This is a genomic window from Aliirhizobium smilacinae (assembly GCF_006335145.1).
Classification (GTDB): Bacteria; Pseudomonadota; Alphaproteobacteria; order Rhizobiales; family Rhizobiaceae; genus Neorhizobium; species Neorhizobium smilacinae.
Map to the genome: position 1 here is coordinate 1 of NZ_VDMN01000003.1, position 23,588 is coordinate 23,588.

Here is a 23,588-nt window from a genome sequence, read left to right on the forward strand (position 1 = left end):
GATGCGGGATCGTCAGGTAGATGAAGCGGTTGAAGAAGTTGGCGCCGTCCATCTCCGCTGCTTCACGCTGCTCGCTGTCGAGCGACTGGAGCGCGGTGAGAAGGATGAGCGTTGCAAACGGCAGCCATTGCCAGGCGACGATGATGATGACCGAAAACAGCGGATATTGCGCAAACCAGTCGATCGGCTGCACGCCGAAGAACTTTGCGATATCGGCAAACACGCCGTAGCCCGGATGCATGATCATGTTCTTCCAGATCAATGCGGCCACCGGCGGCATGACGAAGAAGGGCGAGATCACCAGGATGCGGACAATGCCCTGGCCAAAGATCGGCTGGTCGATCAGAAGCGCGATCGCGGTACCGCCGATGACGGTGATGGCAAGCACGCCCAGAACCAGAAGCAGCGTGTTCCAGATCGACTGGAAGAAGGCCGGATCGGTGTAGAAATACTGGTAATTGAAGAAACCTGCGAAGCTGACATTCTGAGGTGTCAGCAGATTATAGTTCTGGAACGAGTAGTACAGCGTCATTGCGAGCGGTACGGCCATCCAGATCAGAAGAACGACGACGGAGGGCGCCATCATAAGGCGTGCCAACGTCCGGGTATTCTGCGTTGCCATCTCTAAAACCCTCCCCGGAGCTTTGAGCTCTCATTGCCGCCCTAAGCGTTCTTGACGAACGTCAGCGCGGAAGCATGATCTTGTTTTTATAGGGTAGCTTGCGGATACGACGAGAGGCTCGGCTTCTGGTCGTTCTGATTTCCATTTGAGGCGGGCTGCCCGGCTTGGCGCCGGACAACCCTGGTCCTGCGAGGAAATCCCTTACTTGATGTAGCCGGCGCGGGTCATGTCGCGGGTCGCCGTTGCCTGAGCGGCGGCAAGTGCGTCGTCGACCGTGGACTGGCCGGCGATGACAGCCGAGAAGAGCTGACCAACCGTGGTGCCGAGAGCCTGGAATTCAGGGATCGCGACGAACTGGCCACCGGTATAAGGGACCGGCTTGATGGTCGGCTTGGTGATGTCGGCAGCGTCCATGGCAGCAAGCGTCGGAGCAGCGAAGGCGGCAGCCTTCTGGTAGTCCGCGTTCTTGTAGAGCGAGGTGCGCGTGCCCGGAGGAACGTTGGCCCAGCCTTCCTTGGCAGCGACGAGCGTCGTGTATTCCTTGCTCGTTGCCCAGGAGATGAACTTCTGCGCGGCTTCAGCCTTCTGCGAGGAAGCCGGAACGGCAAGGTTCCAGGACCACAGCCAGTTGCCGTGGTTGGCTACGCCTTCCTTGGTCGGGAAGATCGCATAACCGACCTTGTCGGCAACCTTCGAGTCCTTCGGGTTCGAGACGAAGGATGCAGCGACGGTCGCGTCGATCCACATGCCGCACTTGCCCTGCTGGAACAGCGTCAGGTTTTCGTTGAAGCCGTTGGAAGAGGCGCCCGACGGACCGGAATCCTTCATCAGGTCGGCATAGAACTGCAGCGAGGCCTTCCATTCCGGCTGGTCGAACTGCGGCTTCCAGTTTTCGTCGAACCAGCGGCCGCCGAAGGAGTTGTTGAGCGCCGAGACGAAGGCCATGTTCTCGCCCCAGCCGGCCTTGCCGCGAAGGCACATGCCCGAGACGTCGTTGCCGCGATCGGTGATCTTCTTCGCCGCATCGGCGATGAATTCCCAGGTCGGGCTTTCCGGCATTTTCAGGCCGGCTTTTTCGAACAGGTCCTTGCGGTACATGATCATGGCGGATTCGCCGTAGAACGGTGCCGCATAGAGCTTGCTGTCGACGGACAGACCGCCGCGGATCGCCGGCAGGAGGTCGTCCATGTCATACTTGTCGCCGAGGCCGTCGAGCGGCAGGAGCCACTTCTGCTTAGCCCAGATCGGAACTTCGTAGTTGCCGATGGTGACGATGTCGTACTGGCCGCCGTTTGCGGCGATATCGGTCGTCACACGTTCACGCAGAACGTTTTCTTCGAGCGTCACCCAGTTTACCTGGATGTCCGGGTTCGCCTTGGTGAACTCCGAGGTCAGGCCCTGCATGCGGACCATGTCGCCGTTGTTAACAGTCGCAATGGTGAGGGTTTCAGCCGAAGCCGCGGTGGCAACAAAAGCCATGGCCGAGCAGGCGCCCAGCAAAAAGGTCTTCAATGTCATATCTTCCTCCCGAGAAGATGAGTGCGAGCATTCGCTTTGCTCGTGGGCAATTACTTATCAAGACCTGACAGAAGTCAACACGGATTCGTCGTTGCACTGCGATTGAAACGTTTTAAATACCTGAATTTAAACGATGAAATTTTTGCTCACAGGCGGAGCAACTGCTCGGCAGAGGCTTCATCAGTGATAATGCCGTTTATCAACTTGCCTCGGAGCGCCGCTGCGATGGCCTTGATCTTGCGTTGTCCCTGGGCGATTCCGATGACCGCACTGGTGTAACGTGACGGGATCGGAACGCTGGCGACACGCTCGTTGACGGCGTTGTCCAAAAGCCTTCCCTGCTGGTCATAGACCCAGCCGCAAATCTCGCCAGCGGCGCCGCTTTCGACCAAACCCTGCATCTCCTCGCGGCCAAGGAATCCATCGACGCAGAGAGGTCCGTCCACACCGAGTTCACCTATTCCGACGAAGGTCACAGCCGCTTCAGCGCCAAGCGCCAGCGTCGAGCGGACAAGCGCCTGATCATGCAGAGTCACGCGTTCTTCCGCAGAGGAACAGAGGACCGGGAGCGGCATGGGGAAATGACGCGCCTTGATGGCATCGGCCATCGAGAAGATGACGTTGTAGAAGGCGGCCGAGCCGTCCGGACCGATATTGCCGGTGAGCGAGACGATGCGGTGCTGCGGGCACTCCATCGGCGGTAGTTGATCGACGGCCGCTTTCAGCGTGCGGCCTGTACCGACGGCAAGCACGATCGGCTCCGGCCGCTTCAGCCAGCGTTCTATTTCTGCGGCCGCCGCCTCTGCAATGCCTGTGGTCGAAGACGATCCGGAAGGGTCGCTGGGCACGACTTCGGCATGACGCAGGCCGTATTTTTCCTTGAGACGTTCCGCCAGTTCAAGACAGGCGGCAATCGGATGGTCGAGCCTGACTTTGATCAGGCGTTCCGCCACGGCAAGCGATACGAGACGCTGTGCCGACTGCCGGGAAATGCCCATGGCAGCCGCTATTTCGTCCTGGGTGCGACCGGCGACGTAATAGAGCCAGCCAGCCCTTGCCGCATCATCCAGCCGTCCCTGGGTGTCAGACCGTTTTGCCATTGCAGAAATCTCCTCCCCCAATTTGCTGGCATTTTTTCCGACTGTCTGTCAAACGCTTGGCAGGGGTCGTTCGGCTGCATCCAACAAAAAGCCGCTTGCATGTCGCGAACGTCAGTCCTCCGAGACGGTCGCCGGCTCCTCTGCAGCCAGCCGCAGCAATTCTTTTGCCGCCGTCTCGTCGGTGATCAGCGTGTTGCAGCCGATGCGGCGGATGGTGGCGCGGATGGCCACCGCGCGGTGGGAGCCGCCGGACGAAAGCACGATATGTCTCGCTTTTTTTAGCGTATCGAGATCGACCGACATGACCCGGTCGTTCAGCGCATGATCGACCGAGCGGCCTTGTTCATCGAGGAAATTGAACATCGTATCGCAGACGCATCCGGATGCGATGAGGCGGTCCAGCTCCTTCTTCGAAATGAAGCCTTCCGAGAGCGAGGTGGAGTGCGGGCCGATATCGCCACAGCTGACGACGGCGAGATCAAGATTCTCGGCAAGGTTGTAGATCGTGTCGAGGCCGCATTTGTCGATCAGGGCGCGCTTGGTGGCGACGGTATCGACCAGAAGAGGGGCCAAAAACATGTAACATTCGGCGCCGAGCTGACCGGCGAACCGCCAGGTGAAGTCGATCGGGTTGGTCTGATGGACGGCGACGATGCCACCAAGAAGCGAGACGACCTTGACGTTGTTATGACGTGCCGGGCGGAAGCTGGAGAGCGAGGCCGTCATGGTGCGGCCCCAGCCGACGCCAATGGTCATGTCGTCCTGAATGACATCGGATAAGAACTGACCGAGTGCGAGGCCGACGGCGCCTGCCAGCGCATCGGCACTGCTGTCGCGCGGCGTCGGGACGACGACAGCCTCGTCGAGACCGTAGGCTTTTTCCAGCTGGATCGCCAGTTCGACGCAGCTTTCGACGCCTTCCGAGATCCAGATCTGCACCTCGGAACGCTTCATCGCCTCGTCGAGCATGCGGATCACGGTTGAGCGGCTGACGCCCAGTCTCTCGGCCACGTCCTTCTGCGTCAGGCCCTGATTGTAATAGAGCCATGCGGCGCGAAGCCTCTGGGAGGTGGCGTCCGAATAGGTGGTGTGGCTTTCGCGTCTCAACCTGGCCAAGTGTGCTCGATCCTCCCGATAAGCAGTGCATGCAATTCTGGCGCGTGCCGTCATGATATCGTCTTCATTGGAACATATGTCAATTGAGAAGGACAAATGTCTTGACTTCTTTACGATCCGGGGATGTTATCTACATAACATGCCTGAGGAGCAAAATCGGCGCTGCGGCGTTGGATATAGATAGCGAGGATCTTTCGGATGACGTCGAAACTAGAGCAGCTTCGTTCCATGACCACCGTGGTGGCCGACACCGGCGACATCGAGGCGGTTGCGCGCCTCAAGCCGGTCGATTGCACCACCAACCCGTCCATCGTGCTGAAGGCAATCGGCTCGCCGGCGTTCGCCGACAAGTTCAAGGAAGCAGTCGCATGGGGCCGCAAACAGGGCGGCAATGACGATGCGATCGCCGTTGCGGTTGCCGACCGTCTTGCGATCGACGTGGGTGCAGCGCTTGCCGGTATCGTTCCCGGCCGTGTTTCCACCGAAGTCGATGCCGACCTTTCCTTCGACACGGAATCCTCGATCAAGAAGGCGCATGACATCATCGCCTCCTACAAGGCGCGCGGCATCGAGCGCGAGCGCATCCTGATCAAGCTGGCTTCCACTTGGGAAGGTATCAAGGCTGCCGAAGTGCTGCAGGCCGAAGGCATCGATTGCAACCTGACATTGCTGTTTTCCCATGCCCAGGCAGTTGCCTGCGCCGATGCGAAGGCATTCCTGATCTCGCCTTTCGTCGGTCGTATCCTCGACTGGTACAAGAAGTCGACAGGCCAGGAATACACGTCGGAAACCGATCCGGGCGTCGTCTCTGTTCGCGCGATCTACAATTACTACAAGGCGAACGGCATTTCGACGATCGTCATGGGTGCCTCGTTCCGCAATATCGGCGAGATCGAAGCGCTGGCCGGTTGCGACCGCCTGACGATTGCCCCGAACCTGCTCGACGAGCTGGACAAGGCCGAAGGCACGCTGGAGCGCAAGCTTTCGCCGGAAAAATTCGAAGCCGTCGCACCGATCAAGATGGACGAAAAGACCTTCCGCTGGATGCTCAACGAAGACCAGATGGCGACCGAAAAGCTTTCCGACGGTATCCGCCTGTTCAACAAGGACCTGATTGCGCTGCGTAATCTCGTCAGCAAGGAATTGCAGCTCGCAGCTGCCTGATTATCGAACCACCGCCAAACATGAGAGGCTCGCCGCGAGGCGGGCCTTTTCATGCGGCGTGTTTTCGCGTTCGGGAGGAGCGGCGCGCTTCACGACACTGTAAAGTTGAATTCGATCAAGTACTTAATTAACTTAAACTTTAATATGGACGGATAATCTCCCGGCAAAATTAGCCAAGCTGGAGATCCCCATGGTCGGTTTGCCTTTCGGCCACATTCAATCCAACGCAGCCCTCGTTGAGGCGCTCAATCGCTCCCAGGCGATCATCGAATTCGATCTCAACGGCATCATTCTGACTGCCAACGAGAATTTCTGCAAAACGGTCGGATATTCGCTGGCTGAGATCGTCGGCAAGCACCATCGCATTTTCGTCGATGCGGGCGAGGCGTCGTCGAAGGACTATGCCGATTTCTGGGCGGGGCTGGCCAAGGGCAAGTTCGACCAGGGCAAATACAAGCGTCTCGGCAAGGGCGGACGCGAGGTCTGGATCGAGGCCTCCTACAATCCGGTTTTCCGCGGTAAAAAGCCGTATAAGGTGGTGAAGATCGCCACGGATATCACGGCGTCGCGCAAGGACGCGCTGGAAAATCGCGGCAAGCTGGATGCACTTTCACGCGCGCAGGCGATCATCGAATTCACGCCATCGGGCGAGATCATCACGGCCAATCAGAATTTTCTCGATGCGCTGGGCTATCGGGCCGACGAGATCGTCGGCCGGCACCATTCGATGTTCTGCGAGCCGGACTATGCGCGCTCAGGGGAATATCGCCAGTTTTGGCAGGAGCTTTCCGCGGGCCGGTTTTCCACCGGACAGTTCACCCGGATTACCAAACAGGGCGAGCCGATCTATATCCAAGCGTCCTACAATCCGATCCTCGACGACAGCGGCCGCGTGTTCAAGGTGGTGAAGTTTGCCACGGATGTTTCCGAGCGCATGACCGTGGTGACGGAACTGGGTGCAGGTCTCGGGCGTCTCGCAGACTGCAATATCCGCCAGACGATCGACGTGCCCTTCAGCTCCGAGTTCGAGCCGCTTCGGCGGGATTTCAACGCCTCGATCGGCGCGTTTCAGGAAACGCTGATGGGTGTGCTCAGGCAGACCGGCATGCTCAACGGCTCCAGCCAGGAGATGAACGAGGCGGCGGACCAGATGTCGGCTCGCACCAAGGAACAGGCGGCATCGCTGGAGGAGGCATCTGCTGCGCTGGAACAGGTGACGTCGACCATCAAGGCATCTTCGGCAAACACGGTCGAGACGCGCAAACTGGTGAAAAATGCTCTGGAGGCCGCAACGTCTTCATCCTCCGTGGTGCGGGAAACGATTACCGCGATGAAGCGCATCGAAGGGGCATCGGCAGAGATTACCAAGATCATCGGCGTGATCGATGAAATCGCTTTCCAGACAAACCTTCTGGCTCTGAATGCCGGCGTCGAGGCGGCTCGCGCGGGTGAAGCCGGCAAGGGGTTTGCGGTTGTCGCGCAGGAAGTCCGGGAGCTCGCCCAGCGTTCTGCGACCGCAGCGAAGGAGATCAAGGCGCTGATCGACAATTCCGGCCGGGAAGTCACCGACGGTGTGCGTCTCGTCGATGAAACGGGAGCCGCACTGAGTGAGATCGAGGCTTTCGTCGCCTCGATCGATCGCAATGTTCAGTCGCTTGCAACGGCGGCGCAGGAGCAGGCGACCGGTCTTTCGGAGATCAACAGCACGGTTTCGCAGCTTGATCGGATGACCCAGCAGAATGCGGTCATGGTCGAGCGGACAACCACGATCAGCCGGGCGCTGGCCACAGGTGCAGCGCAGCTCGTCGAGCTGGTCAATCACTTCAAACTCAACCGGCGTAACCGCATCCGCCAGCCGGGCACAGAGGCGCCGGTTCACAGCAAGGCGGCATGAATTCGCTTTGATGCGCTTTCGTTTCTTGTTCGAGACAATGAAAGGCCCGCGAACCAGCGGGCCTTTTGCCGTTCAGGAACGTGCAGCTTTCAGGCTGTCTGCGTGGCCAAGGCCGGGGCTCCCGGCTTTCTCAGCAGCATGACGCCAACGGCTGCGAGCATGCACATGACGCCAGCAATCTGAAGGGCCGGCATGTAGGTTTCGAAGTCGCTGCGGATGTAGCCGGCACCGAAGGCGGCGGTTGCGGCGCCCAGCTGGTGACCGGTGAAGACCCAGCCGAAGACGAGCCCTGCCTTTTCCCGGCCGAATTTTTCGGCGGCGAGTTTGACCGTCGGCGGCACGGTGGCGATCCAGTCGAGACCGTAAAAGACGGCGAAGGCCGACAGCTCGTAGAAGGAGAAGCCGGAGAAGGAAAGGTAGATCAGCGACAGGCCGCGCAGTCCGTAATACCAGAAGAGAAGGACGCGGTTGTCGTAACGGTCGGAGAGCCAGCCGGAGGCGACGGTGCCGAAAAAATCGAAGATGCCGAGCACCGCAAGCGTGCCCGCGGCGGCGACCGAGGTCATGCCGAAATCGCCGCAGATCGAAATCCAGTGGGTCTGGATCAGACCGTTGGTGGAGAGGCCGCAGACGAAGAAGGAACCGAACAGGATCCAGAAGGTCGGGCTGGTCGATACCGATTTCAGCGTGACAAGCGGCGAGACGAGAGTGGCGAGCAGTTTGTGATCCTGCTTCGGCGGCTTTACGATGGTGGTTTCGCCATAGGCGGGCAGGCCGAGATCGGCGGGATGATCGCGCATCAGCAGGAGAACGAGCAGCATGGCGGCGGTGATGGCCGCTGCGGTCAGGATGAGCGCGACGCGCCAGCCATAGGCTTCGCTTAGCGCCGCAAGCAGCGGCAGGAACAGGAGTTGGCCGGTGGCATTGCTGGCGCTGAGCATGCCGACGACGAGGCCGCGACGCTTGGAGAACCAGCGGGAGGCAACGGTTGCGCCAAGCACCATCGCGGTCATGCCGGTGCCGACGCCGATCACCACGCCCCAGAGCGCCACCAGCTGCCAGACTTCCGTCATGAACATCGAGACGACGATGCCGAACAGGATCAGGCCGAGTGCGAAGGAAACGACCTGGCGAATGCCGAAATGGTTCATGAAGGCGGCGGCGAAGGGGCCGAGCAGGCCGAAAAGCACGAGGCGGATGGCCATGGCAAACGAGATGTCTGCGACATCCCAGCCGAATTCGTCATGCAGCGGCTGGATCATCACGCCGGCGGAGCCCATGGCGGCTGCAGTCGCCAGCATGGTGAGGAAGGTGGTCGCGGCGACCACCCATCCATAGTGAAGCTTTCTCGCCGCCATCCAGCCGGCAACGCCTGTCGATATCATCCGTTGTTCCCTTCATGCATCGCCGGTTGGCGGGAGAATTTGTGGGTATCTACCCGCATTTTCGGGTGATTACCTATATCCGGTTCAAAAAGCTGGAGCAGTTCCAGCCAGAATGCGCCGTGGTTTTGTGTCCGAAACTGCACTAGAGAGCAGCCAGGAGCTCCTGCAATTGTTCTGCTTTCTCACGCCCAAGCCGGGCATCGATCTCGTCCTGCACGCTATCCCAGAGTGGCGCACCTTTATCCAGTATTTCGCGGCCCTTGGGTGCGATCGTCAGCATTGCCTCACGCTGATCTTCACCGTGGCCGATGGCGACGAGCTCCAGCCGCTCAAGTACCTTGGCATTACGGCCGACGGTCGAGCGATCCAGTTCCACCTTATGCGCCAGATCCGTCAGCGAGACCGGCTCAAGCTTCCTGATATTCCGAAGCAGGCTGAATTGGCCGATATTGACGCCAAGCGGCGCCAAGGCCTCGTCATAATAGGACGAGACTTTGCGGGTTGCCTTGCGCAACAGGATGCAGTGGCAGGTGTCGCTGGTCATGTCGCGGGTATATACCCGGACCTGCTTTAAGGCAAGTGGGTATATACCCGCGTCGTGTCAGGCCGTGGCGCGGGATACGATCATGGTGCGGATGAAGGTGGCGATGAAGGTCGCCGTCATCAGCAGTACGATGGTGGGGGCGGGGGCGCTGTCGAGGAAGAAGCTTAGATAGATGCCGCCGAGCGAGCAGCCCAGTGCGACCGCGACCGCCGTGATCAGCATGGTGGTGAAGCGGCGCGTCAGCAGAAAGGCGATGGCGCCGGGAGCAATCAGCAGAGCGACCGAAAGGATAATGCCGATCGCCTTCAAGGCTCCGACGACCGTCAGCGATAGAACGGCAAGCAGCCCGTAATGCAGCAGCCGGGTCGGCAGGCCGATCGCCTTGGCGTGCTGTTCGTCGAAGGCGTGAACCAGCAGGTCCTTGCGGAAGATGACGAAGAAGATAGTCGAGGCGATGGCGATCAGCGTCGTCTCGATCAGGTCCTGCGGCAGGATACCGAGCATGTCGCCGAACAGGATGTGGTCGAGATGGATGTCGGCCTGGACATTGACGTAGAGCACCAGGCCGAGGCCGAACATGCCGGAAAAGACGATGCCGAGAACCGTGTCTTCCTTGATGCGGCTGTTTTCTTTCAGGAAGCCTGTCATCAGGGCGCAGACCATGCCGGCGACGAAAGCGCCGATGGAGAGGGGAATCGCCAGCATGTAGGCGATGACGACGCCGGGAAGCACCGCATGAGAGACTGCGTCTCCCATCAGCGACCAGCCCTTCAGGATCAGGAAACAGGAGAGGATGGCCATCGGCAGGGCGATCATCAGCGTCACCGCAAAGGCGGTGCGCATGAAGTCGATCTGGAACGGGAAGACAAGGAGATCGATCGCATCGCTCATGCGGCATCCTCCGCAGTGGTGTCTCGCAACGAGGCTCTTATGCGGCGGCGCGATGCCAGCATGCCGTGTTTGGGGGCGAAGACGAAGGTCATAAGGAAGATGAGTGTCTGCAACACGACGATGATGCCGCCGGTGGCGCCGTCGAGGAAGTAACTCAGATAAGCGCCGAAGAAGCTTGTGCCCGCACCGATGCCGAGGGCCAGAAGAATGACGCGCTGGAACCGGTCGGTGAGCAGGTAAGCGGTGGCACCCGGTGTTACTACCATGGCGATGACAAGGAATGCGCCGACCGTCTGCATGGCGGCGACGGTGGAGGCAGCGAGCAGGGCGAAGAACATCACCTTCAGCGCATCAGGTTTCAGGCCGATGGTGCGGGCGTGGTTTTCGTCGAAGAATGCGACCATCAGGTCCTTCCATTTGAGCGTCAGGACGACGAGGCTGACGGTGCCGATGATGACGAGCTGCAGCGTATCGCCGGGGCTGATGGCGAGCACGTTGCCCATGACAATGGTCTGGATATCGACCGAGGTCGGCGACAGCGACACCATGAACAAGCCAAGCCCGAAGAAGGAGGTGAAGATCAGGCCGATAATGGCGTCTTCCTTCAGGCGGGTGCGCTGGTTGAGGAAAAGCATGGTTAGTGCTGCAAGGCCGCCGGACATGAAGGCGCCGATGGAGAAGGGGAGGCCGAGCATGTATGCGCCGGCGACGCCGGGAACGATTGAATGCGAAAGCGCATCACCGATCAGCGACCAGCCTTTCAGCATCAGATAGGCGGAGAGAAAACCGCAGACGCCGCCGACCAGAGCCGAGACCCAGATGGCGTTCAGCATGTAGCCGTAAGTGAAAGGTTCAAGAAGCGTCTGGAGCATCGACGCTGTCCTTCTTCTTTTTCTTCGCCTTGGTTTTCTCGGTGCCGTTGCCGTAGGTGACGAATGGGCGCTCGTCGTCGGTGATGACCTTGATGCGGCGCGGGTCAGCGTCGTCATGCAGGTCGGCACCGCCGAGGATGAAGTGGCGCAACACGCCGCCGAAGGCCTTTTCCAGATTGGCTTCGTTGAACGTGTCTGCCGTCTTGCCATAGGCGATGACGGTGCCCTTGACGAAAACGGTACGGTCGCAGAAATCCGGCACGCTGCCGAGATTGTGGGTGGAGACCAGCATGACGCGGCCTTCGTCGCGCAGCGCCTTCAGCAGTTCGACGATCTGTTCTTCGGTCGTCACGTCCACCCCGGTGAAGGGCTCGTCGAGAAGGATGACCTGGCCTTCCTGGGCGAGCGCACGGGCGAGAAAGACGCGCTTGCGCTGGCCGCCGGAAAGTTCGCCGATCTGGCGTTTGCGGTAGTCCAGCATGCTCACCCGTTTCAGCGCCTCGGTGACCATCTCGTGGTCGCGGCGGGACGGGATGCGCAGGAAATTCATGTGGCCGTAACGGCCCATCATCACCACGTCCTCGACGAGGACCGGGAAATTCCAGTCGACCTCTTCGGATTGCGGCACATAGGCGACGAGATTTTTCTTCAGCGCTTCGCGGGCGGGCATTCCGAGTATTTCGACCGAGCCTTCCGTGAGCCTGACGAAACCCATGATCGCCTTGAAAAGCGTCGACTTACCGGCGCCATTGACGCCGACCAGTGCGGTGATCGTGCCCTTCGGCACCTCGAAACTGGCATGTTTCAGTGCCGTGTGGCCGTTGCGATAGGCGACGCTGACATTGTCGAGCTTGAGGCCGGTAGTCACCGGTTTGGTCTTGCCCATCCTCATTGTGCGAGACCCTTTGCAATGGTTTCGGAGGTGACGCGCAGGAGGTCGAGATAGGTTGGGACCGGGCCGTCAGCATCGCTCAGCGAGTCCACATAAAGAACCCCGCCATAGGCTGCGCCGGTTTCGGACGCGACCTGTCTTGCCGGTTTGTCAGAGACGGTGCTTTCCGAAAAAATCACCTTCACGTCATGCTCGCGCATGGCATCGATGACGGAGCGAACCTGCTGCGGGGTGCCCTGGCTATCGGCGTTGACCGGCCAGAGATAGAGCTCTTTCAGGCCGAAATCGCGGGCGAGATAGGAGAAGGCGCCTTCGCTGGTGACGAGCCAACGGTGATTTTCCGGCAGTTTTGCAAGCTCATCTCGGATCGGCTGAACCTCAGCCCGTATCTTATCCGTGTAGGCTTTGGCATTGGCGGCATAGGTTTCGGCGTTGGCCGGATCGATGTCGGTCAGGCCCTTGCGGATGTTCTCGACATAGATGACAGCGTTTTCCGGCGACATCCATGAATGCGGGTTGGGCTTGCCCTGATAGGCGCCACCGGCAATCGACATGGGGGTGACGCCATCGGAAACGGTGACGTTTTTCACATCTCCGAGATTTTTCAGGAAACGTTCGAACCAAAGTTCGAGGTTCAGGCCGTTGCGCAGAACCAGATCCGCATCGCGGGCGCGCAGCAGGTCGCGCGGTGTCGGCTGGTAATTGTGGATCTCGGCGCCAGGCTTGGTGATGCTTTCGACATCGGCCGCGTCGCCCGCAACGTTCTTTGCCATATCGGCAATGATGGTGAAGGTGGTGACGACCTTCGGTTTTTCCTGGGCCTGAGCGGCGAAGGGCAGATAGATCAAGCCGGCCAGAAGGCCGGTACCGAGGCATGCAATTCTCAAAAACGACATACACGATCCGTTGTTGCTGTTGCAAATCATTCGCAATTTAACCTAGCGGCAAAAATCCACCTGTCAATGCTATTGCAAATCATTCGCAATAAACGCGGTGTCCCGCTTTGAAACGGTGGCCTGACAAATCCGCTTAAAGTTTCTTCAATAAGATTGGGCGAATATGCCGAGCATTGTTCCATGACTTGTATTGCGTAACTGGAGTTGACCATGCCGGGTGTTGTTGAATGAAGATCCGGCTGTCGAAGAAGTTCGTCTTTCTTCTGGGGGGCGTGCTGGTTCTCTGCGGCGCGAGCGGTTCGGCAGCGGTGCTGATCGGAACTGACAAGATCCTCGGCCCTTCCTATAAAGACATCAACGGGCTGACCTGTACGACGCTGCAGACACAAAAGATGCGCCGCGACGGCAGCATCTGGGTGCGCAAATATGTGACCAGCGATCAGGCCGGTGACGGCATCTCGAGGTTGAAGACGGCCTTGCGCGTGGCGCGGGCCGTGCAGGAAAAGGAAAAGGCCGGTCTCGTGCAGGTCGCGATGATCGATAGCGCCGGACCCAAGGATACAGCGGAGATGCGCGGTCGCGCGATTGCCGCGCAGGTCGTCTACATTCCGAACCCTGCCAAGATCCCGGCGGGGGGGCAGTCCGAAAGCTACTCCGGTTATTATCTCGATGGCGCGCCGGGCGCCAACGGTCATTTCTACGGTACGCGCATCGATCTTCCACTGGAAGATATCGAACATCTGCAAGCGCATCTGACCGACAAGGCTGACTGTCTCGATCCGGCACCTCCCGAGGGCAGCGAGGCAGCCAAGGCCGAGCCGAAAGCAGCGTCCTCGCACGGTGCGCCTGCCGGTGGCGGCGAGAAGGCGCCAGGCCATGGTGCCACGCCGGCAGCCGAAGGCGCCAGCGGCAAGGAGGCCGAAGGCAAGCGCGAGGAGGTTGCCGCAGTTGAAAGCGGCGGGTTCCTCAGTTCGATTACCGGAATGGTTTTTGGCGCGAAGGAAGAGCCTGCTGCGGGTCATGCCGAGGCGGATCAGGGCGGAGAAAAACCTGTTTCCGCCGGTGATAAGGCGAATGCGCCCGTGATCGAAGACCATGGCGCGCAGGCTGAAAAGTCCGATAATGCGACTGCCGAAAAGCCTGCCGAAGCGAAGAGCTTTCTCGACCAGGCCAAGAGCATGATCCTTGGCGATTCCACCGAAAAGCCGGCTGTTCCCGTGCAGACGGAAGCCAAGTCCGATGCCGGGCAGACGTCGATACCAGCGGAACCCGCACGTGAGCCAAGAACGACTGCCGAGGGTGGCAAGGGCTGGTCGAAGTCGGACGCGGCTGACGAGGTCCATTCGGGGGCACCAACCAAGGATGGTGTCCAGCCGGGGACTGCCGCAGAGGCAGCCCAAGCGGGCGCCCATGCCGGTTCGCAGCCTGCAACTGCCGGTGAAAACGGCGCCGATGCAGCCGGTGCTGCTTGGCTAGAGAAGTTCCGGGCTCAGCAGACAGCACCTGTGGCGGATGGTTTCAAACCGGCGCATTGACGGATGGGGGGTAAAATCCCCTCACCAACGAAATCTAAGACTTAGCTTCGCTAAGATCTTGATTTTGTAACCTCTCCCAAAAGGGGAGAGGTAGAGCGCCGAAAGTGCCTCCTCGGCATCTCTCCCCCTTGTGGGAGAGAAAGCGATTTCAACATCTTAAGCTTGCTTAAGTGTTAGAAATCGCAAGTGAGGGGACCGAAGTCCCGCTCAATCCTCAATCCGCCTTGTTGCGACGTGCCGGGAACAGGATGACGTCGCGGATCGACGGGGCGTTGGTGAGCAGCATGATCAGGCGGTCGACGCCGATGCCCAAACCACCGGCCGGCGGCATGCCCTGGTCGATCGCATCCAGGAACTCGTCGTCGAGCTGCTTGTCCTTCTCGCCGCGGGCATGGGCCTGTTCGAGCTGTTCGACCATGCGCTTGCGCTGTTCTTCCGGGTCGTTCAACTCGGAGAATGCATTGCCGACTTCCCAGGCGTTGCAATAGGTCTCGAAACGTTCGACGAGGCGCGGTTCGCCCGGCACTTCCTTGGCAAACGGCGAGATGTCCTTGGGGAAATGGGTGACGTGGCTCGGCTGGATCAGCGTGCCCTCGACCTTTTCCTCGAAGATGAAGGCGAGGCATTCGCCCCAGGTCCAGTCCTTCTCGACCTCGAAACCGGCAGCCTTGGCAGCCGCGCGGGCCTCTTCATCCGTCTTGATCGACAGGAAGTCGATGCCGGTGACGTCCTTGACTGCGTCGGGCATGGGCACCCGCTTGAACGGACCCTTGAAGGAGATCTGCTTGTCGCCGAAGGTGACCTCCGGCGTGCCATGGATCGAGACGGCAAGCGTCTCGAACAGCCGTTCGACGAGCGACATGATGTCCTCGTAATCGGCATAGGCCCAATAGCATTCCATCATGGTGAATTCAGGATTGTGCCGGGTGGAGACGCCTTCGTTGCGGAAGTTGCGGTTGATCTCAAACACCTTGTCGGAGAGGCCCGACACCAGCGTGCGCTTCAGGAACAGTTCCGGCGCGATGCGCAGGTACATGTCCATCTTCAGCGTGTTGTGGAAGGTCTTGAACGGATCGGCGGTGGCGCCGCCATACACCGTCTGCAGCATCGGGGTTTCGACTTCGAGGAAGTTTTCACCCTCCATGAAGTGGCGGATGCCGGAGACGATCTTCGACCGCTGCTGAAAACGAAGCTTCGATTCCTCGTTGCTCATGATATCGAGATGGCGCTTGCGATAACGGATCTCGATATCGGCAATGCCGTTCCACTTTTCCGGCATAGGCAAGAGTGCCTTTGTCAGCATGGTGATCTCACGCGCGTTGATCGACAGCTCGCCGCGCTTGGTGCGGCGCACGGTGCCGGTGACGCCGATAATGTCGCCGAGATCGATCAGCGGCAGCAGGTTGCGCGCTTCTTCGGGCGTGACATCCTTGTGCGAAAAGATCTGGATCTTTCCCGATGCGTCATGGATGTCCATGAACATGCCGGAATTGCGCGAGGAATAAACCCGGCCGGCGACGGTGACGACATCCTGGGTTTCCGTATCCGGCTCCAGCGCCTCGTATTTGGCCGCCAGTTCCGCATTGGTCATGGTGCGGTGGAAATGCGCCGGATAGACGTCGCCGATGGTTTCGCGCAGCTTGGCAAGCTTTTGCGCGCGCACTTCGGTGACGTCGGAGGAGAGGGCGGTTTCTGTCTTGTTGTCGGTCATCGTGTTCAAATCCTGTTGCGGCATGGCCGCGCCGGCCAGAGGTCCCCGTATCCCTCATTCCTGTGCCCCGAATAAAATTCAGGTTTGTCACAGGAATCCAGTGCGCCCAAGTCTTTGGGCGCGAGAGACTTAATGCATTCTTTCACGGCGCAGACGCGCCGTGGCTGGATTCCTGTGACGAGCACAGGAATGAGGGAGGAGAGTTTGGCTCTCCTCCGCAGTCTCTACTTCCCGTCACCCACCATGGACGAAACCACGGCAGCTGCAATCTTCAGGCGCTGGCGCACGACCGAGCGGCCGAGGATCGCCATGCTGTCGAATAGCGGCAGTGAGCGCTGCGAACCGGACATGGCGATGAACAGCGGCGGGGTGACGACGCGCAGTTTCTTTTCCAGCTTGTCGGCGACGGCGCGCAGTTCGGCGTCGATCGATTCAACATTCCACTCGATCATCTTTTCGATGTCGGCCTGCACCGTGTTGATGATCGCCAGCGTGTCTTCCGGCGAGGTCTTCAGACCCGCAAACGAGGCGGGTGTCAGGTTGACGTCGGCGGCGAGCAGGAAGCCGGCGAGGTTCGGCAGGTCGCCGAGCTTGGTGATGCGGCTCTGGGAGTGCTTCAGGCCTTCCGTCAGGCGCTGGTTTTCCATTGCCCATTCGAGCGTGCGAGCGACGAACTCTTCCGGTGAAAGCTTTTCGCGCAGCCAGCGGCCGTTCAACCAGTCAAGCTTCTGCAGGTCGAAGATTGCGCCGGCCTTGGAGAGCGCTTCCGGATCGAATTTGTCCGCAAGCTCTTCCATGGTCAGCAGTTCTTCGCCTTCGGCGATCTGTACGAAAAACAGGCCGAGGAAGTTCATCAAAGCTTCCGGCAGGTAACCGAGCGCCGAATAATAGCTGATCGATGTCGGGTTCTTGCGCTTCGACAGTTTCGACTTGTCGGCATTGCGCATCAGCGACAGGTGCATGAAGACAGGCGCTTCCCAGCCGAAATAGCGGTAAAGCAGGATGTGCTTCGGGACAGACGCCAGCCACTCCTCGCCGCGGGCGACGTGGGTGATCTTCATCAGATGGTCGTCGATGACGTTTGCCATGTGATAGGTCGGCATGCCGTCGCCCTTGATGAGCACCTGCATGTCAACCGAATCCCACGGGATCGACACGTCGCCGTAAACGCCGTCGGTGAAATCGCAGGATCCCTCGGTCGGGATTTTCATACGCACGACGGAGCCTTCGCCGGCGGCCAGTTTCGAGGTGACTTCCTCGGCGCTGTAGCTCAGGCACAGACCATCGTATTTCGGCGGCTTGCCGGCGGCGCGCTGGCCTTCGCGCATCTGCTCGAGCCGCTCGGGCGTGCAGAAGCAACGGAACGCGTGGCCCTTGTCGAGGATGTCCTGCGCGTAAGGCTGGTACATGTCCTTGCGGTCGGACTGGCGATAGGGGCCGTAGGGACCACCGACATCCGGGCCTTCGGCCCAGGTCAGGCCGGTCCATTTCAGCGCATCCAGCACCTTCTGCTCGAATTCCAGCGTCGAGCGGGTGGCATCCGTATCCTCGATGCGCAGGATGAACTCGCCGCCATGCTTCTTGGCAAAGAGGTAGTTGAAAAGCGCGATATAGGCGGTGCCGACATGGGGTTCGCCGGTCGGCGAGGGGGCGATACGGACGCGCGGGGTCGGATTGATCATGGTGCTGCTCTTCTTCAAGGCGCGCTACCCGTTGATATCGGGCGGCGCCAAGCCTGTTCCGGGAAAAGGGATTGGGGCAGGCTTAGGCCATATTCAGGTGTCAGCGTCAAGAATTTTAGGCCGAAACTAGCCTACCGGCCAGACATAGAGCAGTGCCGGCACGCTGACGAGGATGATCAGGAAGGATAATGGCAGGCCAAGGCGCGGATAATCGGAGAACTTGTAACCCCCCGGACCGAAGACCAATGTGTTGCACTGGTGGCCGACGGGAGTGAGGAAGTCGCAGCCGGCACCGATTGCAACCGCCATCAGGAATGCCTCCGGCCTGAAGCCGAGATTGGTGGCGAAACTGGCGGCAATCGGTCCCATGACGAGAACCGTCGCCGCATTGTTGAGGAAGGGCGTCACGGCCATGGCGGTGACGAGAATGAGGCCGAGCGCACCCCACGCTGGCAGGGTTGCTGCCGCCTGGCCAAGCCAACCAGCGATCAGCTCGCTACCGCCTGTCGTGCGCAAACTGTCCGATACGGGGATCAGCGCAGCCAGCATGACGAGGATCGGGCCATCGACGGACTTGTAGAAATCGGTGAGCGGAATGGCGCGGAAAACGACCATGCCGAGGGCTGCCGCAAAGAAGGCGACCGGCACCGGCGCGAGGCCGACGGCGGTGGCGGCCATGGCCAGCGCCAGAATGACGAGCGGAATGATGGCCCGGCGGCGGGTACCGAGCAGCACTTCTCGCTGGGCCAGCGGCAGAAGCGCAAAATCCTGCATCACAGTCGGCATGTTCTTGCGGCTGCCCTGCAGCACGATCACATCGCCGGCCGCCAGCGTCAGAGTGCCGAGACGTTCCTTCAGGCGTTCGCCATGGCGGCTGATGGCGAGAAGGTTGACCCCCCGGGTATAGGACAGGGAAAGATCCTTGGCGGATAGGCCGCGCAGAGAGGATTCCTGGCTGATGATGGCCTCGATCGAGATGACATCCGCCTGCGCCTGGCCGTTTTCCATCAGTGGCTTGCCGGAGAGCTGCAGTTTTGCGCCGGAAACGATACGATCGAGCGCTTTCGAGGGGCCTTCGAGCAGAACGATGTCGTTCTCGCGCAGCTTCAGATCCGGAAAGGGTGCCATGCGCGAAGGGCCGCGCAACACGGCGTTGGCGATCACCTCGCCGTCGCCGAGTTTGAGCAGTTCGCCGAGCGGCTTCTCCAGCATGGTCGATTGCTGGGTGATCATCGCTTCCGATGTGTAATTGCTGATTTCGACCGCCTCTTCCAGCGAGTTGGTCTGTTTGGTGCGGCTTGGTACCAGCCAGTGGAAGAACAGAAGAAACGTGATGCCGACCACGGCGAGCAGAGCCCCCATCGGGGTGAAGTCGAACATGGTGAAGGACTGGCCGGTCAGTTCCTCGCGGATGCGTGACACCACGATGTTCGGCGAAGTCCCGATCTGTGTCATCAGGCCGCCGAGCAGGGCGGCAAACGCCATCGGCATGAGGTATTTGGATGGGGATGCGCCGGATTTCTTGGCGAACTGGAAGGCGACCGGCATCATGATCGCCAGTGCGCCGATGTTCTTGATGAATGCCGAAAGCAGCGCGACCACGATCATCAGCAGCGCCAGCTGCGTGTGCAGCGTGTTGAGGTTGGGAAAGAATTTCTTGATTGCGACATCGACGATGCCGGAACGGGCGACGCCGGCCGACACGATCAATGCGCTGCCAACGATGATGACGATGTCGTCGGAAAAACCGGAAAATGCCTGATTCACCGGCACGACGCCAAGCAAGACAGCCAATACGAGAGCGCAGCACGCCACCACATCGTAACGAAAGCGATCCCAGATGAAGACGGCCATCATCGCGGCGATGACGGCGAAGGCGAGGATCTGCTGGGTTGTCATGCGGCTCCGGGGGATGCGATGCGGGTAGCGTCAGGCGGAAGGTGGTCGTCGGGGTGAGCCTATAATGTCCGAGCAAGCCGGAGGTTTCAAATGTGAAGGCCAAGATTTTGCAGTTTGGACAATTCAACTGCGAAAAATCTGCGATCAGCAGGAAAGGCTGATTTTTCAAGTTAAAGTTGATTGTTCTAGTCATGAAATCGGCGTAGGCCGCCGGTCGGGAGGATATCTGATTGCCAAGGGACGACCTGATGAAAACGATCGCCTTCTCCGCTTTTGCCCTCGTGCTCGGTACTTCTGCCGCTTTGGCCACCGACTATCCGGCAACGATCACCGATGTCGCCGGCCGTAGCGTCACGATCGCGAAGAAACCCGAGCGGATCATTTTGCAGGATGGTCGCGACATGCTGACGGTCGCATTGCTCGATCGCGACAATCCCTATTCCCACGTCGTCGGCTGGAGCTCCAATTTCGTCAAGTCGGATCCGGGTACGGCAAAGCTGATGGACCAGGCTTTCGGCAAGGCGCCGCCGGTCATGAGCCTCTCCGAAGATGGCGAAGTCGATCTGGAAGCGGTGATCGCCGCCAAGCCTGATGTGGTCGTCGCCCAGATGCGCGCACAGAAGTCGTTTCAGGAGAGCGGCGTAGAAGACAAGCTGAAGGCACTCGATATTCCCGTCGTCTATCTCGATGTGATGGAAGCGCCGGTCGAGCACACGGCCGAAAGTGTCGAAGTGCTCGGTAAGCTCATGGATCGCGAAAAGGAGGCGGGCGAATATGTCTCCTTCTACAAGCAGCATATCGACCACCTAAACGAGGTTATCGCCAAGCAGGAGGCACATCCGAACGTCTTCATCGAAGCAAAGGCCGGCAACAAGGGCGATGGTTGCTGCTACACGCATGGCAACATGGGGTTCGGGAAGTTCATCGCAGCGCTGAAGGGCAACAATATCGGCACCAAGCTTCTGCCCGGCCAGACCGGCAGCGTGTCGCTCGAAACCCTGCTCAGCAGCAATCCGCCGGATGTCTACATCATGTCCGGCTCGCAATGGACAAACCCGGAGAATTCCGCTGCTCCGCTGGGCTATAACGTCACTCCGCAGCAGGTATCCGCGGCGCTCGGCAAGCTCGCCCAGCGGGACGGCTTCCCGGCGATGAAGGCCGCGCAGGAAGGCCACGTCTACGGTATCTATCACCAGTTCTACAACCATCCCTACAACATCGTCGGGTTGGAATACTTCGCCACCTTCATGTATCCGGACGCCTTCAAGGATCTCGATCCCGCCGCCACCTATGCGACGCTGATCAAGACCTTCACCAAGATCCCCGATGCACCGGTCGTGCTCGGCGCAAGCGCGCCGGTAACCCAGTAAGATATCGGATTCGGGATAGCATCATGAGTGTTCTGGAACAGCGTCCGGCATTGGCTCCGGCCGATGCGGAAACTGCCTATCACGGCAAGATCCGCCTGAAAATTATGATGCTCATCGGTCTTGCCGTGGCGCTCTGCGCCGCGGCGGTGATCGACATCTGCGTCGGGTCGTCGGGCCTGTCGCCCGCCGAGGTGCTTGCCGCGATCTTTCAGCCCGAGAGCGTCAGCCGCGGCACAAGGGCGATCGTCGTCGATGTCCGTCTACCCTATTCGCTGATGGCGTTATTGGTCGGTGCTTCTCTGTCGCTTGCCGGCGCCGAGATGCAGACCATTCTCGACAATCCGCTTGCGAGCCCGTTCACGCTTGGCGTCTCGTCGGCTGCATCCTTCGGTGCGGCACTGGCGATCGTTCTGCAGCTTGGCATTCCGGGCGTTCCCCCGGAATGGTTCATCCCCGTCAATGCCTTCATCTTCGCTTTCGGCTCGGTTCTGCTGCTTCAGGCGCTGTCCGGTCTGCGCGGTGCCGGTGTTGAAACGCTCGTTCTGTTCGGCATCGCACTTGTCTTCGTGTTCAATGCGCTGGTGGCGATCATGCAGTTCATCGCTTCTGCCGAGGCGCTGCAGCAGCTGGTGTTCTGGAGCATGGGCAGCCTGACCCGTTCGACATGGACCAAGCTGCAGATCATGGCGTTGGTCATGGTCTGCGTCGTGCCGTTCTCGATGGCCGCCTGCTGGAAGCTGACGGCGCTGAGGCTGGGCGAGGACCGTGCACGGTCTTTCGGCATCGACGTGACGCGGCTGCGCTTCTTCTCCCTGCTGCGCGTCAGCATTCTCGCCGCGACTTCGGTCTCCTTTGTCGGCACGATCGGCTTCATCGGTCTCGTCGGTCCGCATATCGCCCGGCTTCTTGTCGGCGAGGATCATCGCTTCTTTCTGCCTGCGAGCATGCTGTGCGGCGCGCTCGTCATGGCGCTCGCATCCGCCTCCAGCAAAATCATCGTTCCGGGCGTGCTGATCCCGGTCGGCATCGTCACCTCGCTGATCGGCGTGCCATTCTTCCTGGCCCTGATTTTCACCACGAAGGGTAAGGCGTGATGTTGTCGGTGGAAAAACTCTCTGCCGGTTACGGCAAGAAATCGGTCCTGACCGATATCGACATCGCCGGAATGCCGGCGGGTACGATTACGGCGTTTCTCGGCCAGAACGGTGCGGGAAAATCGACGCTGTTGCGGTCATTGGCGGGACTGCACAGGGCGTTAGGTACGCTGCATCTCAATGGAGCCGACATCACAAGCCATTCGCCGGCTCAGCGCGCGCGGGCCATCACCTACATGCCGCAATCGCTGCCGCAGAGGGTGGCGCTGACGGTGCTCGAGGCAACGATCGGTGCATTGAGGGCGTCTTCGCGTGATCCCGATGCGGTGAAGCGCTCGCTTGCTGTCCTTGAGCGTCTCGGTATCAGCAATCTTGCGATGGCGCAGCTGGACTCGCTTTCCGGCGGCCAACGCCAGCTCGCAAGCCTTGCCCAGGCGCTGGTGCGCAAGCCGCGCGTGCTGCTGCTCGACGAACCGACCTCGGCGCTCGACGTTGCCCATCAGATCCGCGTCATGCGCACGATCCGGGAAATCACCGAAGAACAGGGTATCATTGCTATCGCGGTGCTGCATGATCTCGGTCTCGCCTGCCGCTGGTGTGATCGGCTGGTGCTCCTATCCGGCGGGCGCGTCGTCTCCGACGGCGAGCCGGACACGGCGCTGACACCCGATGTTCTCAATCAGGTCTACGGTGTGACGGGTCGCATCGAACGCTGCTCGCGCGGATATATCCAGGTGCTGATCGACGAGGTGGCCTGAGCGAGAGGTCCGGCGCTGGACAATGGAGGCGAGGGGACTAGAGTGGCGCCATTGCCATGCCTCAGGAGCCTCCCATGACCGACATTCTGACCATTCCCGTCAAGCGCACCGACGGGCGCGAAACCACGCTCGGCGAATACAAGGGGCAGGTCATGCTGGTGGTCAACGTGGCCTCCAAATGCGGCCTGACCAAGCAGTATGAAGGCCTCGAAAAACTTTACGAAGGTAAACGCGATCGTGGTTTCGTCATCACCGCTTTCCCGGCGAATGATTTCATGGGGCAGGAGCCGGGCTCGGATGCCGAGATCGCTGAATTCTGCCAACTGACCTATGACGTGAAGTTCCCGGTCTTTTCGAAGATTTCGGTGAAGGGCGACACCAAGCATGCGCTCTACAAGGAGCTGACAGGATCGCCCATCCCGACCATCGGCGATGGCCCGATGAAGGAAAAGCTCCGGTCACGTGGCATGGAAATCAAGGACGGCGACATCGTCTGGAATTTCGAGAAGTTTCTGATCGGTCGAGACGGAAAAATTGCTGCACGCTTCGCGCCGGACGTGACGGCCGAGGACAGCCGGTTAGTCGAGGCTGTGGACAGGGAATTGTCAAAGACTTGAAGCAACGAAAAAGGGCGCCAATCGGCGC

General features: G+C 59.9%; 20 protein-coding genes. 7 read left to right on the plus strand and 13 right to left on the minus strand.

The genetic code is table 11. From position 1 onward, the window contains the following. The 4 genes from FHP24_RS14715 to FHP24_RS14730 all read right to left on the minus strand — a co-directional run. Positions 1–622 (minus strand): carbohydrate ABC transporter permease (locus FHP24_RS14715; RefSeq protein WP_139676993.1); only part of this gene is annotated, 622 nt, incomplete at its 3' end. 201 nt (positions 623–823) lie between these two features. Beyond that, positions 824–2,140, minus strand: a complete 1,317-nt coding sequence (locus FHP24_RS14720) for an ABC transporter substrate-binding protein (protein WP_139676994.1) — start codon at positions 2,138–2,140, stop codon at positions 824–826. A gap of 146 nt (positions 2,141–2,286) precedes the next feature. Beyond that, positions 2,287–3,240, minus strand: a complete 954-nt coding sequence (locus tag FHP24_RS14725; RefSeq protein WP_139676995.1) for a sugar-binding transcriptional regulator — start codon at positions 3,238–3,240, stop codon at positions 2,287–2,289. 111 nt (positions 3,241–3,351) lie between these two features. Continuing rightward, positions 3,352–4,356: a sugar-binding transcriptional regulator gene (locus FHP24_RS14730; protein WP_139676996.1), complete on the minus strand. Its 1,005-nt coding sequence runs from the start codon at positions 4,354–4,356 to the stop codon at positions 3,352–3,354. 198 nt (positions 4,357–4,554) lie between these two features. Here FHP24_RS14730 and tal point away from each other — a divergent pair, with 198 nt between their 5' ends. Both tal and FHP24_RS14740 read left to right on the plus strand, forming a co-directional pair. Then, on the plus strand, positions 4,555–5,520 hold the full coding sequence (tal, locus tag FHP24_RS14735; protein WP_139676997.1) for a transaldolase: 966 nt from the start codon (positions 4,555–4,557) through the stop codon (positions 5,518–5,520). 190 nt (positions 5,521–5,710) lie between these two features. Beyond that, positions 5,711–7,414: a methyl-accepting chemotaxis protein gene (locus FHP24_RS14740; protein ID WP_139676998.1), complete on the plus strand. Its 1,704-nt coding sequence runs from the start codon at positions 5,711–5,713 to the stop codon at positions 7,412–7,414. Positions 7,415–7,503: 89 nt separating this feature from the next. On the opposite strand, the gene FHP24_RS14745 is transcribed toward FHP24_RS14740, so the two are convergent. The 6 genes from FHP24_RS14745 to FHP24_RS14770 form a co-directional block, all read right to left on the minus strand. Then, positions 7,504–8,799, minus strand: a complete 1,296-nt coding sequence (locus FHP24_RS14745) for an MFS transporter (protein WP_139676999.1) — start codon at positions 8,797–8,799, stop codon at positions 7,504–7,506. A 142-nt stretch (positions 8,800–8,941) separates the two neighbouring features. Beyond that, positions 8,942–9,343 carry a MarR family winged helix-turn-helix transcriptional regulator gene (locus tag FHP24_RS14750; RefSeq protein ID WP_139677000.1) on the minus strand — a complete coding sequence of 134 codons (402 nt, stop codon included), beginning with the start codon at positions 9,341–9,343 and terminating at the stop codon, positions 8,942–8,944. 57 nt (positions 9,344–9,400) lie between these two features. Further along, positions 9,401–10,234, minus strand: coding sequence for a metal ABC transporter permease (locus FHP24_RS14755; protein WP_139677001.1), 834 nt, complete (start codon positions 10,232–10,234; stop codon positions 9,401–9,403). Further along, positions 10,231–11,106 (minus strand): metal ABC transporter permease, encoded by an 876-nt coding sequence (locus FHP24_RS14760; protein WP_139677002.1) that lies wholly within the window; start codon positions 11,104–11,106, stop codon positions 10,231–10,233. The genes FHP24_RS14755 and FHP24_RS14760 overlap by 4 nt, the downstream gene beginning before the upstream one ends. After that, positions 11,087–11,998, minus strand: a complete 912-nt coding sequence (locus tag FHP24_RS14765) for a manganese/iron ABC transporter ATP-binding protein (RefSeq protein WP_139677003.1) — start codon at positions 11,996–11,998, stop codon at positions 11,087–11,089. The genes FHP24_RS14760 and FHP24_RS14765 overlap by 20 nt, the downstream gene beginning before the upstream one ends. Continuing rightward, a complete protein-coding gene (locus FHP24_RS14770; protein ID WP_139677004.1) occupies positions 11,995–12,894 on the minus strand; it encodes a metal ABC transporter substrate-binding protein in 900 nt (299 codons plus the stop codon). The genes FHP24_RS14765 and FHP24_RS14770 overlap by 4 nt, the downstream gene beginning before the upstream one ends. A 227-nt stretch (positions 12,895–13,121) precedes the next feature. Between FHP24_RS14770 and FHP24_RS28735 the strand changes: the two genes are divergently transcribed. Further along, positions 13,122–14,429 carry a hypothetical protein gene (locus FHP24_RS28735; protein WP_180356010.1) on the plus strand — a complete coding sequence of 436 codons (1,308 nt, stop codon included), beginning with the start codon at positions 13,122–13,124 and terminating at the stop codon, positions 14,427–14,429. 214 nt (positions 14,430–14,643) lie between these two features. Here the strand turns inward: FHP24_RS28735 and lysS are convergent, their stop codons facing one another. The 3 genes from lysS to FHP24_RS14795 form a co-directional block, all read right to left on the minus strand. Continuing rightward, positions 14,644–16,140, minus strand: coding sequence for a lysine--tRNA ligase (gene lysS, locus FHP24_RS14780; RefSeq protein WP_139677005.1), 1,497 nt, complete (start codon positions 16,138–16,140; stop codon positions 14,644–14,646). 224 nt (positions 16,141–16,364) lie between these two features. Continuing rightward, a complete protein-coding gene (gene gltX, locus FHP24_RS14790) occupies positions 16,365–17,822 on the minus strand; it encodes a glutamate--tRNA ligase (RefSeq protein ID WP_139677007.1) in 1,458 nt (485 codons plus the stop codon). 126 nt (positions 17,823–17,948) lie between these two features. Next, on the minus strand, positions 17,949–19,721 hold the full coding sequence (locus tag FHP24_RS14795) for an SLC13 family permease (protein ID WP_139677008.1): 1,773 nt from the start codon (positions 19,719–19,721) through the stop codon (positions 17,949–17,951). Positions 19,722–19,951: 230 nt separating this feature from the next. Here FHP24_RS14795 and FHP24_RS14800 point away from each other — a divergent pair, with 230 nt between their 5' ends. The 4 genes from FHP24_RS14800 (at position 19,952) to FHP24_RS14815 (ending at position 23,560) form a co-directional block, all read left to right on the plus strand. Beyond that, positions 19,952–21,091 carry an ABC transporter substrate-binding protein gene (locus FHP24_RS14800; protein WP_210237840.1) on the plus strand — a complete coding sequence of 380 codons (1,140 nt, stop codon included), beginning with the start codon at positions 19,952–19,954 and terminating at the stop codon, positions 21,089–21,091. 23 nt (positions 21,092–21,114) lie between these two features. Then, complete coding sequence (locus FHP24_RS14805) at positions 21,115–22,185, plus strand: FecCD family ABC transporter permease (protein ID WP_139677009.1); 1,071 nt, start codon at positions 21,115–21,117, stop codon at positions 22,183–22,185. Then, positions 22,185–22,943, plus strand: a complete 759-nt coding sequence (locus FHP24_RS14810) for an ABC transporter ATP-binding protein (RefSeq protein WP_139677010.1) — start codon at positions 22,185–22,187, stop codon at positions 22,941–22,943. The genes FHP24_RS14805 and FHP24_RS14810 overlap by 1 nt, the downstream gene beginning before the upstream one ends. Before the next feature lie 74 nt (positions 22,944–23,017). Beyond that, a complete protein-coding gene (locus tag FHP24_RS14815) occupies positions 23,018–23,560 on the plus strand; it encodes a glutathione peroxidase (RefSeq protein WP_180356011.1) in 543 nt (180 codons plus the stop codon). Positions 23,561–23,588 lie beyond the last annotated feature (28 nt).